Source organism: Rheinheimera texasensis DSM 17496 (assembly GCF_000711985.1).
Classification (GTDB): Bacteria; Pseudomonadota; Gammaproteobacteria; order Enterobacterales; family Alteromonadaceae; genus Pararheinheimera; species Pararheinheimera texasensis.
The window spans coordinates 766,846-779,868 of sequence record NZ_KL544005.1; the positions used below are offsets into that span (position 1 = coordinate 766,846).

Genomic DNA, 13,023 nt, shown 5'->3' on the forward strand with positions numbered 1-13,023 from the left:
GTGCCTGATGATGACCATCACTTTATTTGTCAGCCCAATACCAATTTCGGCGTCGCCAGACCAGCAGCGGTAAACCTAGCAACAGCCCGCCTAAACCAGCACCACCGCCGCCACCAGAACCTGAGCTGCCGGTATCCGGTGTCACCGGATCGCTGCTGCGCGTCGCATCCAGCGGATATTTATCACTGCTGTCGGCCACACCATCGTTGTCATCATCCGGGTCGGCGTTATTGCCGATGCCGTCTTTGTCGGTATCCAGCGTTTCTTTGGGATCCAGTGGGAAGGCGTCGGCGGTGTCTGCCACACCGTCGTTGTCATCATCAGAGTCAGCATTGTTGCCGATGCCGTCTTTATCAGTGTCCAGCGTTTCTTTGGGATCCAGTGGGAAAGCATCGGCTGTGTCAGCCACGCCGTCATTGTCATCGTCCGGATCAGCGTTATTGCCGATGCCGTCTTTGTCTGTGTCGGTGGTTTCTTTTGGATCTAACGGGAAGGCGTCTGCGCTGTCAGCCACACCGTCGTTGTCGTCATCCGGATCGGCGTTATTACCGATGCCGTCTTTGTCAGTGTCGACTGACTCTTTTGGATCTAACGGGAAGGCGTCGGCCGTGTCTGCCACACCGTCATTGTCATCATCCGGATCGGCATTGTTACCGATGCCGTCTTTGTCGGTATCCAACGTTTCCGCCGGATCTAACGGAAAGGCATCGTTCACATCCGGCGTGCCGTCGTTGTCGTCATCCGGATCGGCGTTATTGCCAATGCCGTCTTTGTCAGTATCTATGGTTTCAAGGGGATCTAACGGGAAAGCATCGCTGACATCCGACGTGCCATCGTTGTCGTCATCCGGGTCTGCGTTATTACCAATGCCGTCTTTATCGGTGTCGGTAGTTTCTAGCGGATCTAACGGGAAGGCATCGCTGAGATCAGGTGTGCCGTCGTTGTCATCGTCCGGATCGGCGTTATTACCGATGCCGTCTTTGTCGGTGTCGACTGATTCTTTTGGGTCCAGCGGGAAAGCATCGGCTGTGTCGGCCACACCGTCGTTGTCGTCATCCGGGTCAGCGTTATTACCAACGCCGTCTTTGTCGGTATCAGTGGTCTCAGTCGGGTCGAAGGGTAACGCATCATCAGTGTCGACCACGCCATCATTGTCGTTATCCGCATCCACAGCATTGAGGATACCGTCACTATCGACATCGTTATCACCACCAGCGCTGGCACCGATGGTCAGTACCTCCGGTAATATCTGTTCAAACTGATTGCCATTCGCTTGCTGAACACGAATACGCAAGTCGGCGACTTCAGTTTGTGCGGAGATTGGTAAACGAGCGCTATGAGGTCCGTTGACGGTTGCCTTATACACATTGCGCCATAGCGAATTACCGACCCTAAAATCCACCTCAATGGCTTTAACCGATGACTCACCGGCAATTTCAGTCAAATCGAAATTCAGCCGGTGGTCGATACGGCTGACAACATCAGACAACTGCTGCCGGTTGAATAACACTAAATGGCTGAGTCGCGGGAAAGCCCCGTCTGATTTTATCTGGTAGGTCACTGTTGGTAATGTGTGCAATTGTTTTGCAGTGATACCCTCCGCTTGCAAGACAAACTCTTTACAGTTACGGCCATAATGAAACCAATTGCCATAACTTAAATCGCCCCAACGCCCCACGGATGTCTGATCACAACGCATTTCCAACTGAGTCGCATCGGTAAAGTACCCGACATTCATATATTGATCGTGCCAAAGTACCGGGAAATGCCAGTTCTCGCTGTCATTCCGCGGCGCCTGCGTCATCGTTAACAAACCGGCTTTTTCTCCTACCGAGACAGCGCCGGTAAAAACTTTCAGACTGGAACTCAGTGGAAGCTGGTTAGTATTAAAGTCTACTGCTACGACTAACTGACGTGGCCCGGTTTCTGACATCCGCCATTTACGGATCGAGCCCTCTGGCGAGGCCGAGAAATATCCGGAGTGAGCGTCTTTGTTAAATCCGGAAGAAAAAGACTGAATTTGCGGCGCAGTGTCCGGCAACAGCAATGGCCCGGCCTGATAGACGCGCAGCACATCACCTTCTTTTGCCTCAAATGGCCAACCGTAACTCAATCCGCCGCCTGTCACCGGAACTTTACCAGCCAGTAGTCCAAACTGGATCAAACTGTTTTGATCAAATTTGATTTCTCCGTTACTCGGGCCATTGCCAACCGCACCCTGCCAACTGAAAAATCGGGTCTCAGGCCGGCTGATATCCGGTTGAGGGTATTCATGTGTCTGCTCAAAGCTCCAGTCTGCTCCACTAAAACCACCAAACATCATTGCTTTGGGTTTTAACATGCATGGCGTTTCACACCACCGCGACGAATACAATACAGGCACAGCCAGTTTTAAATTCTGCAGTATGGCAAAACTACTATTACTGATATTGCCTGAAGCAAAATCGTAAGGCTGACTGAGAAATTCCACATTGTTGATTCTGTGATATTCGGTCAGCAAGTCACTGCTCATATTAACTAATGTGTCAGTGCCAGTCAGGACCGGGAAATCAATTCTCAAAGCAGCCATCATACCTAAAGCATGAGGATCTTTCGGGTCAGACAGTTCAAGTCTGCCAAAAATATGTTTGAAGCCGCTAACATTAGTCATCCTGACTTGTTTTGTACCGGCACTGCCGAAACTGAATCCGGAGGCATAAAAACGCTCCGTCAGACTTTCGTCCAGGATGCGTAACTCGACTAAAGAACCGTCATGTTGCACCTGCAATGCCTGATATTTTTCATACCAGACCGGTACAGTCAGACGTTGTGCACCTGCATCAAACGCCAGCTGAAATCCGGCAACGCCACCATCATTATCAGGGAAATTTATATCTTCACTTTGCGCGTTGAACTGGATGTCAAAAGTGGCGCTGCTGTTTGGTGCAACCTGATGTTCAGATTGGACAACAGTTACTTTTAATCCTGCTTGTGCCTGGCCGAGTACACTGGCTTTAACAAGCACAGTTTGTGCTGTCGGATTGATAAAAGTAACCTGACGACTGCCGCTGAACACCGTTGGTTCATTTGGCACCCGGCCAAGGGCGACTGCGGTTTCCTGCAAGAAGAAAGACTGGTTAACCGCGTTCAGCACATTCAGACGCCCGCCACCGGCTTCGGCCGGATTGGCGTTAATCAAATCTGCTGATTGCACTAACCGCTGTTTTACCTGCAACGGGGTTAATTGTGGCTGCGCCTGCAGTAACAAAGCCGCAGCTCCGGCGACATGTGGCGCCGCCATGCTGGTGCCGGTCAGACGTTTTAAACCACCACCCGATTTTGCCGCTTCAATATCAGTACCGGGGGCGGCGATTTCAGGTTTCAGATAGTCTGCCCCCTCAAGCGGCCCGCGACTGCTACTAAAATTAACCCGATCCTCGAGATCGGTATTGGCCACAGTGATCGCAGACCGCGCCGCGGCCGGGCTGCCGATGGTCAGATAGTCGTAACTATTGCCGGCAGCAACTACAACAGTCACGCCAGCCTGTACGGCTCTCTCCGCCGCCTGACTAATGGGCGATTGTGCATCACCAGGCCCGCCCAAACTCATATTGATAATGTCAGCGCCATCGTCAGTCGCCGGGTTCCCGTCCGGGTCAACCGCGTATTCAATACCGGCGATGATGCTGCTGTCATAACCATAGCCCTGGTCATTTAACACTTTCACTCCGATCAGCTGCGCATCAGGCGCAACGCCATTGCCTGTGTCCGCCTTACCCGCAGCGATAGCCGCTACATGGGTGCCATGGCCGTGCACATCTGTGACATCGTCGTTGTTGTCGACGGTATTGCGCGCAAGGATCACTTTGCAGCTGGCCCCCACACAACCACCCAAGGCAGGATGGCTGTAATCGACGCCGGTATCCAGCACCGCAATGCGGATACCTTGGCCGGTAATTTGCTGATCTTTGGCATCTTTTTGTGCCCAAACCAGTGGCGCTTTAATCTTCGGTACGCTTTCGCTCAAACTGACCTGATAAGCCTGCTCTGGCCAGACACGCACCACGCCGGGCAGCGCCGTCAGCTGATCCTGAGTAACAGGACCTGAGACCAACAGCAAATTACTGAGCTGACTGAATTGCTGTTCGACCTGAGCACCGGCTAACTGCCGCACTGCGGCAATCACTTGCTGTTGTTCAATGTCGATCTGCTGGCGTAATGCGGTGATAAGCCCTGGATCTTTCGCCAGACTTTGTCTGGTCTGGCGTAGCTGTTGTGCTGAAACTGCAACATCTGCTACCGGTTGATGTTTTAGCTGTTGCAGGGCCTGTTGATGAAGGGCCGGATACAATCCAGGTTTATTTAATTCAAGCAGGTATTTAGGTTTAGATTGCCGGTACCAACGTATGGTCTGGCCGCCGGGGCCTGTGGTTTGCAACAAATAACCATCGCCGTGGACCGGCTGTCGAAAAGAGGAAACCGCTGACGTATTCTGAGCTGCTGCGGTCACAGCTACTAACAGCCCAATGCTAAAAATAAGTAATTTTTTCATCAGCATTCCTTTGCATTTTCAACACAGTCTAACCTGCCACAGTGCGAAAAAACCAGCAGAATATCAGCAGCGGCAATCCTCCGTTTTTGGCCGCTTTTCCGCTACAATAGCGCCTCTTCCCACCGCCGGAGCCCCAGATGTCTGTTTCTGCTGAACCGAATTTCCCCACTATCGCCGACTATGTTGGCCAGACACCGCTGGTGCGGTTGCAGCGCATGGCGGCGCATACCCAAAGTACAGTGCTGTTAAAGCTGGAAGGCAATAATCCGGCGGGTTCGGTCAAAGACAGACCGGCCCTCAATATGCTTAACGCCGCCGAAGCACGCGGTGATATCAAGCCCGGCGACACCATTATCGAAGCGACCAGCGGCAATACCGGCATTGCGCTGGCCATGGCCGCGGCGATCAAAGGTTACAAGATGGTGTTGATCATGCCGGACAACGCCACAGCCGAGCGCAAAGCCTCGATGCAGGCCTATGGCGCTGAACTGATTCTGGTGACCAAAGCGCAGGGCATGGAAGGTGCGCGCGATTTAGCGCTGCAGATGCAAGCGGACGGCAAAGGCAAAGTGCTGGACCAGTTTAATAACCGCGACAATCCGGCAGCGCATGTTCAGGGCACTGGCCCGGAGATTTGGCAACAAAGTCAGGGGCTTATCACGCATTTCGTCTCCAGTATGGGCACTACCGGCACTATCATGGGCGTTTCCACTTATCTGAAACAACAAAACCCGGCGATACAGATTGTCGGTTTACAACCAGCCGAAGGCAGTTCGATACCGGGGATCCGGCGTTGGCCTGAAGCTTATCTGCCGGGTTTTTATGAAAGAAGCCGCGTTGATCTGGTGCTGGATGTCAGCGAAGCCGATGCGGTTGCCACCACGCGGCGCTTAGCGCGGGAAGAAGGTATCTGTGCCGGCGTCAGCTCCGGCGGTGCTGTGTTTTCGGCCATCCGGCTGGCCGAACAAAATCCCGGCGCAGTGATAGTCGCCATCATCTGCGACCGCGGCGATCGTTATTTGTCTTCCGGCCTATTTAATAATTAGGAACAGTTGTGACTTTTGAATGGATGGCGCTGGCCGCTGCGCTCTGCTGGGCGGTTGGCAGTTTAATTTCCGCACCGGCGTCGGCGCATTTAGGCGCTTTTGCTTTTACCCGCTGGCGCATGACTTTTGCCAGCTTGTTGCTGTGGTCAGTCGCGCTCTATAGCGGCAGTTGGCAAACCTTGCCGGCAGATAAGCTCTGGTTGCTGGCCGCCTCTGGCTGTATTGGCATTTTAATTGGCGACACTGCGCTTTTTGCCTCAATGAACCGGCTTGGGCCACGCCGCGCCGGCGTGCTGTTTGCCACCCATGCGCTGTTTTCGGCGCTGCTGGCTTATCTGTTTTTGGGCGAAACTCTATGGGGCTGGACGCTGGTGGGCTCAGGACTGCTGGTTAGCGGCGTGATGTGCGCCATATTGTTTGGCAAAAGAGCCAGTGAACAACATCACTGGGAATCTTCCAGCCATCAGCTTGGTATTGGCATTGGCCTGGGCTTGTTGTCGGCCTTGTGTCAGGCCGTTTCCACGCTGATGCTCAAACCGCTGATGGAAACCGACATCGACGCCATCGCCGCTTCGGCGGTGCGGATGACCACGGCGCTACTGTGTCATTTGGTCTTGTTGTGGCTGGGTTTTAAAGTCGCCCGCACCTATCTGCCGATGACTAAAAAAGTGCTGGGCATGGTCGCCTTTAATGCGCTGTTATCGATGGTGATTGGCATGACGCTGATTTTGCAGGCATTAAAACTTGGCGACGCCAGTCTGGTCGCCATGCTCTCATCCGTCAGCCCGGTGCTGGTGTTACCGCTGTTATGGCTGGTGTATAAACGCCGCCCAGCCGCCGGCGCCTGGTTAGGTGCGGCTTTGACCGTTGGCGGTACTGTGTTGATTTTATTGCATTAATTTATTCTAAAACCAAAACACCGTGGCTTATTCCACAGCCTGTTCAGAGACTTGTTGCCGACGCTGCCGGACTTCAGCCAGGCCGCTTTGGTCAAATCCGCCAAAAGCGGAATGGTGGATAGCCCAATATACCGCCGCAAAAAACGGCCCGAGAATTAACGTGCCTAACGCCCAATATCTGGGCGGTACCAGCCAGCAACGACTGCCATCTTGTTGGCCACGCCGGGCTGCCTGAAATACGCCGACAGCAAATACCAGATTTAATATCGCCATCGCCAGCACGAAAAAAAACATCAGCGAGGTTGGGAAAGTTTGAAAACCAAGAGAATTCATCAGCATCCTTGTTGTTATGTTGTTGCCAAAATCACTGTAAGAGGTTAACGAAAATGAGCAACACATTCAATCTGTGAAAGCAACCAGCGCAATTAAGGAGCCGCCTCTGTCAACAGAGCTTCTGCTTGCTGTTCAGCCTGTTCCAGCTGGCGCTGCACCACTGGCAACTGGTTGCGGTGTAAATCGATTTTCGCCATGATTTCGGACAGCGCCACAGCGTGGTCAGGCGTCAGAATGCCGTTGTGGCCGCTGATGATGTCGTCGGAAACCGCCAGCACCCAGACCGCCTGCATATTGGCGTCACCGCAGCTTTGGACAGTGCGCCGGGCTTGCAGCCGGGCGCGGATTTTCCAGCCGGATTTATCCAGGGTCATCATACAGCCCGGTGTTGCGTCATGTTCAGCCAGCGCTTTCGGAATATTCAGCGGTATTGAACAATCGCCGCGCACGCAGCGATCAATATCGTGAGTAATAGCCCAGGAATTCCCCATTACCCGTTCGCCGTCCCGCAGCCAACTCCAGGCTTCTTTTAACGCGTAGTCGCCTTTGGATTGCAGTACCACCATCGCCGGTTTTTGCCGGTCGACACTGAGCAGCTCGTCCATTGGCCGGTATTCGCTGGCGCGCACGGCCGGGTTTAACAGAATAAATAAATTCGGATTATCTTCTCCGGCTTTAATTGCTTTGCTGATGCGGTCTTTGCTGCCATGCAGCGCGACAGCCCCGCCCAAGCTGTGACCGAGCACAGTGTAACGCTGCAACTGGCCAGCGCTGACTAATCCGTCCAGCTCGTCCAATAATGCGGAAAAACCGGTTTTGCCGATGCGCCGCGCGACTGATTTACGCTGAAAAATTGTCGGGAAATCTAAGGCTTCAACCTGACTGCTGGCGTCGGTGGAACCATCCAGCCACAGCGGGTCGAATTTGTCACCGCGCCAGCCGATGTAAAGGCCGATCAGATTTCGCTGGGCGTCGGACTGGGCCATTTGCTGATAAAACTGCTGGAAAGCAATGAAGTTTTCGTCATCGGGTTTGGCGCTGTGATGCCAGCCGTGGATAAAAATCAGCAGTTCAGGTTTGCCACTGCTTTGGCTGATGCGCGCTTTTAAACCAGCCAGCTGCGCCGGATTATGTGGCTGTCCTTCGTCATTAAATTCAATGACATGGAAGTTTTGCTGCGCGATGTCCGCGCCGGGCACATGATAAGGCTGATCCGGTATATAACTAAGCGCCAGCGACAGCAATAACACCGCAACCAGCAGCAATTTAGAAATAGCGATACGGAACAGGACTTTTTTCAATTAATCACAACACGCTCTGGCAGGACAAACACAACTGCGCGGGTGCGCAGAAAAAACCAGCAGATTATACGGCAAAACCAGGGCTGGCAGGTAGCACTGTTCAGCAGTTCCGCCAGGTTTTATTTGAGCCCTCAGACAGAAAAAACGGCTGCTTTTCAGCAGCCGTTCATAGTTCTCGCAGTAGTGCAGTCTGACTTAAGAACCAATCACGCCGCCGTCGTCTTTGGTGACAATCACAGTACCTGAACGTGGCCGGCTGGTAGCGTCGTTGGCTGGCCAGGTTGAGGTCAGTTTGGTCACCGTCGAGCGGTCGCCCGGATGCTGAATATTGACAAACATCGTCTTCATATCCGGTGTAAAGCTGATACCGGTGACTTCACAGTCAACAGGGCCAACCAGGAAACGTTTGATCTGGCGGGTTTTGCTGTCTGCCACCACCATTTGGTTGTTACCATATGGGCCTGAAGCTTGCTGCGAACCGCTCATATCGGTCTGGATCCAGAGTAAACCGTTCTGATCAAAGGCCAGGCCGTCCGGGCTCGCCAAATGATTGTCAGCACTCAGTTTCAGGCTGGTGCCCGGTGTTTCCGTGCCGACGTCACCCGCCAGCAAGAAGATATCCCAATCAAATGCCAGCGCTTGTGGCTGCTGCCGCTCACGCCAGCGGATGATATGGCCGGTGGCGTTATTGGCACGCGGATTGGCGTTATCCACTTGTGCCGCAGTACGCGCCGTGTTGTTGGTCAGGGTGAAATACACTTCACCGGTCGTTGGGTGCACAGCGCCCCACTCCGGTCTGTCCATCTTGGTGGCGCCAACCACGTCCGCCGCTAAACGGGTATTGATCAGCACGTCCGCCTGGCTGACAAACTCGACATTTTTCGCCAGTGCAGCAGCGCGGAATTTCTCCGAGTTAAAGTCCAGCGCCAGCCATTCACCGCTGCCGTCGGCATTAAATTTAGCGACATACAGCGTGCCTTCGTTCAGCAGGTGGCCGCCGGCGGTGGCTTTGTAATAAGGCGCTTTGGAGACATATTTGTAGATATATTCAAAAGTCGAATCGTCACCGGAGTAAAACACCACCGGCTGGCCTTCGACCACAGGCGCAAACACCACGCCTTCGTGACCAAAGCGGCCCAGCGCTGTGCGTTTTTGTGGCACGCTGTCGGGGTTAAACGGGTCGATTTCGACAATCCAGCCGAAGGTGTTTGGTTCGTTGCGGTAGTCGCGGTTGGCGTCTGTCGCGATGGTGGAGGCATTAAAACGCAGATACTGATCAGCACCTGAATCAGCAGTTTCCCAGCTGTAACGGCCGTTTTTAGTACCAACACCATAACGTTTATGTTCACGTGGCTGTGCCGCATCAGCATTCATAAAATAACCGGCCCAGTTCTCTTCGGCGGTTAAATAAGTGCCCCATGGCGTGTAGCCATTGCCGCAGTTATTTAAAGTACCGCGGGTGCGGGTGCCGTCCGGGCTGTATTTCGTGATCATTTTCAAATCACCACGTGCTGGGCCTGAAATTTCCATCGGCGTCGCGCCGGTGATACGGCGGTTCAGCGGGCTGCCCTGTACCAGCTGGAACTGGCCGCTGGCGTCTTTTTTGATATGCGCCACAGTGACACCGTGCGCAGCCACTTCTTTGCGCACTTCATCGGCCGGGCGCGGAGCGCCGGTTGGACCGTTTTGATGCAGCGTGGCCGGTTCACAGTACTCGTGGTTAAACACCAACACACCTTCGTTGCTGTTTTTGCCTTCAGTGCGGGCATCCAACGGGAAGAAATGCATACCGTCATGGTGTGCGCCGACTTGTTGTTCCATCTCTGCGCCGGTATTCAGGCCGCCTTCTTTGTAAGCCGGATAGCTGCCGGTCAGTGGCGTGCCCATCGGTAAAAAGGCGCGGGCGGTATAGCCTTGCGGCACTGTCACTTTGTCGAAGCGATTGGTCGGAATGGCGGTAAAATTCAGCAGCACCGGTGCTGGTTCTGGTTTCACCGCTTCCGGTAACACCAGCGGTGCTTTGGTGTCACTGTTGCAGCCGGCCAGAGTGCCGCCAAATACTGTGGCCACAGCTGCGGCAATGCCACCTTTTAAAAAGCCACGACGGGTCGCGACGATGTCGCTGAACGTCGGGTTGTCCGAGAAATTGGTCTGCGGATCGATGCCGCTGTTATCGAAATCTAACTTATTGTTTTGCTGCTTGTTATACATGAGCGCTCCGGCAGTGAAGGTTCAAAAAGTTCCGCCGGTATTAGAGCTTTCACAGATGTCAGCGCCGTGACGTTTCATCGACAGTTTTGCGACATCCCGTCGACATTTGTATGACAACCCCATTTATGTGCCGGATGCATCAGACAAAAGTTGCGTATTGAGAGGCTGACACAGTGCTGCATTGCTCTGGTATAGTGCAGCCATCTTTGCGCACAAACTGAGGTCCGTAACACCGATGATGGAATGGCAAATTGTACCTTTTGAACAGTTAGACAGCCTGACGCTGTACAACATGTTACAGCTGCGGGTTGATGTTTTTGTCGTCGAGCAAAACTGCCCGTACCCTGAACTGGATGGCAAAGATTTACAACCGGGCGTGCTACATATTCTGTTGAAAAAACAGGATAAAATTCTGGGCTACACCCGTGTATTACCACCGGGCGTCAGTTATCCGGACCACCCGGCAGTGGGTCGGGTTTGTGTCGCGCAAACAGCCCGGCGTTTAGGCCTCGGTGAGCTGCTGGTAGCAAAAGCAATTGCGGTCGCCAGTGAACAATGGCCGCAGTTGGACTTGTATATTTCCGCGCAATGTTACCTGCAGCGGTTTTATGAAAGCATGGGGTTCGCAGCAGCCAGCGAACCTTACCTGGAAGACGATATTCCGCACCTGAAGATGATCCGGCCGGCGGGTTAACCGCCTGCCGCTCGTCAATATCTCCTGCTTACTGCGCGTACAAATGCTCGGCGCGCTGCAGCAAAATCCAGCTGGTCAGGATGTATTTGTCATTCGACACCGGCACACAACCACGATGGGTATGAGTGAAGTAAGCCGGCGCTATGACCATCCGGCCGGCTTTAGGCTGAATCGATTTTTGCTGATAATAAAAATCAGTCTGGCCGCCTTCTGCGACATCGTTGAGATAAAACATAAACAGCAGCGTGCGGTGCAGTGGTTCGTTCAGTGGCGCCTGCGGATAGACCTCACAGTGCCAATAGTTGTAGTTGCCTTTACCGGCGTCATATTTCTGTGCCTGGATCGGCCCCAGCCGGTATAGCAGGCGCATATAGTCGCCGGCGCGCGCTTCACCGAGCTCAGCATAGTTTTCATGGGTCAGATTGACTGGTTCGCCGGTCACAGGGTGCTGAATGGTTAAAGCCACAGGCGCAATCAGCGCAAAATGATATTTGCGGAAATACTGTTCAGCATAATGGCCGGTGACTGCAATGATTTGCTGCAACAACGCCTGATACTCAGCGTGGTCGTTCAGGTACAAGTCGGTACTGATTTTTTTGCTGGGGTCAACGCCACCACCGGTGCGGCCCGGCGTGCGGTGCGGGCTTTGCTCAAAAGTGTTGATAATGGCCTGACAGAGTTCAGGGCTTAACGCGTCGTCGTAGATCTCTATAAAATCAGTCATCGGAGTCAGTTCAGCTGGCAAGGTCTGTCTGCAAGATAAAGCATCTGACCTGCTGCTGAGAAGCGCTGCGTGCGGAAAATTTGCAATTCATTTACAGCAGGCAAAACTACGGCGGTATCAAACCGCCGTTGCTGTTGCAAAGCGCTAAAAACGAATTCAGCCCTGATAAGCCGGATAATCGCTGTAGCCCTTGGCATCCTGAGTATAGAAAGTACTTTGATCCGGCGCCGTTAATGGCCAGTCGTTTTGCCAGCGCTCAACCAAATCCGGATTGGCAATAAAGGCCGCGCCGACTGCCACCGCTTGCAGCTGACCAGTCTGCAGCGCTTGCCCGGCTTCGGCTTTCTGGTAACCCATATTGCCGATCAAATTGCCCTGATAAGCCTCGCGCGCAGCCGTCACCACATCACCTTGCTGCACACCGAAGAAATCGGCCCGCATCAGGTGCAAATAGGCCAGATTCAACGGGCTTAACGCCGCAGCGACATGGCGGGTTAACGCCACAGGATCTGAATCGATCATGCTGTTGTAGCTGTTTAATGGCGAAATGCGCACACCAACGCGGTCTGAGCCCCAGACTTCTACGACGGCCTGTACCACTTCGAGCAGCAGACGGCTGCGGTTTTCCAGCGAGCCACCATAACGGCCACTGCGGGTATTGACGCCATCGCGCAGGAACTGGTCCAGCAGATAACCGTTCGCACCATGCACTTCGACGCCATCAAAACCGGCTTCTTTTGCATTAATCGCCGCCTGACGGAACTGGGCAATAATGCCGGGGATTTCCTCGTCTGCCAGCACCCTTGGCACTGTGTATGGCAACTTGCCCTCTGGCGTATGTACTGTATCGTCGATGGCAACAGCAGCAGAGGATACCGGCGTATTACCGTTATTCAGCGCCGGATGACAAGCACGTCCACCATGCCAAATTTGCAGCACAATTTTGCCGCCTTTGGCGTGTACCGCATCTGTGACCTGCTTCCAGGCCTGGATCTGCGCCGCTGAATAAATACCAGGTTCACGCCAAAACGCAGAATTGCCCTCAGCCACCATGGTCGCTTCGGCGATGATCAAACCGGCGCTGGCGCGCTGGGCATAATAATCCGCCATGATCGGCGTTGGCACGTGGTCAGCATCGGCGCGGCAACGGGTCAGCGGTGCCATAAGAATGCGGTTTTGCAGTTCTAACGCGCCCAGTTTCACCGGGCTGAATAAATCACTCATGTTGTTTCCTTAGTTCAGATGCGTGGTGGCAATCGATGCTGCGTGGTTGCAGGCGGCCTC

General features: G+C 53.6%; 9 protein-coding genes. 3 read left to right on the forward strand and 6 right to left on the reverse strand.

Annotation, left to right across the window (positions count from 1 at the left end):
* Positions 1–22: 22 nt before the first annotated feature.
* Entirely contained in the window at positions 23–4,531 is a 4,509-nt protein-coding gene (locus Q399_RS21655) for a S8 family peptidase (RefSeq protein WP_051686001.1), read from the reverse strand.
* 137 nt (positions 4,532–4,668) lie between these two features.
* Between Q399_RS21655 and cysM the strand changes: the two genes are divergently transcribed.
* Both cysM and Q399_RS0113925 read left to right on the forward strand, forming a co-directional pair.
* Positions 4,669–5,577, forward strand: coding sequence for a cysteine synthase CysM (cysM, locus tag Q399_RS0113920; RefSeq protein WP_031569415.1), 909 nt, complete (start codon positions 4,669–4,671; stop codon positions 5,575–5,577).
* An 8-nt stretch (positions 5,578–5,585) separates the two neighbouring features.
* A complete protein-coding gene (locus Q399_RS0113925) occupies positions 5,586–6,476 on the forward strand; it encodes a DMT family transporter (RefSeq protein ID WP_084164344.1) in 891 nt (296 codons plus the stop codon).
* A gap of 27 nt (positions 6,477–6,503) precedes the next feature.
* Here the strand turns inward: Q399_RS0113925 and Q399_RS21660 are convergent, their stop codons facing one another.
* The 3 genes from Q399_RS21660 to Q399_RS0113940 form a co-directional block, all read right to left on the reverse strand.
* Complete coding sequence (locus Q399_RS21660; protein ID WP_051686002.1) at positions 6,504–6,809, reverse strand: hypothetical protein; 306 nt, start codon at positions 6,807–6,809, stop codon at positions 6,504–6,506.
* 92 nt (positions 6,810–6,901) lie between these two features.
* The gene (locus Q399_RS0113935; protein WP_031569418.1) at positions 6,902–8,110 is read right to left on the reverse strand and encodes an alpha/beta fold hydrolase; all 1,209 of its coding nucleotides are present in this window, start codon (positions 8,108–8,110) and stop codon (positions 6,902–6,904) included.
* A 195-nt stretch (positions 8,111–8,305) separates the two neighbouring features.
* Positions 8,306–10,321, reverse strand: coding sequence for a PhoX family protein (locus Q399_RS0113940; protein ID WP_031569419.1), 2,016 nt, complete (start codon positions 10,319–10,321; stop codon positions 8,306–8,308).
* A 235-nt stretch (positions 10,322–10,556) separates the two neighbouring features.
* Here Q399_RS0113940 and Q399_RS0113945 point away from each other — a divergent pair, with 235 nt between their 5' ends.
* Positions 10,557–11,015, forward strand: a complete 459-nt coding sequence (locus Q399_RS0113945; RefSeq protein WP_245612892.1) for a GNAT family N-acetyltransferase — start codon at positions 10,557–10,559, stop codon at positions 11,013–11,015.
* Positions 11,016–11,043: 28 nt separating this feature from the next.
* Here Q399_RS0113945 and Q399_RS0113950 read toward each other — a convergent pair whose 3' ends face one another.
* Both Q399_RS0113950 and Q399_RS0113955 read right to left on the reverse strand, forming a co-directional pair.
* Positions 11,044–11,739: a 2OG-Fe(II) oxygenase gene (locus Q399_RS0113950; protein WP_031569421.1), complete on the reverse strand. Its 696-nt coding sequence runs from the start codon at positions 11,737–11,739 to the stop codon at positions 11,044–11,046.
* A gap of 156 nt (positions 11,740–11,895) precedes the next feature.
* Positions 11,896–12,963, reverse strand: a complete 1,068-nt coding sequence (locus Q399_RS0113955) for an alkene reductase (protein ID WP_031569422.1) — start codon at positions 12,961–12,963, stop codon at positions 11,896–11,898.
* Between the last annotated feature and the right edge of the window lie 60 nt (positions 12,964–13,023).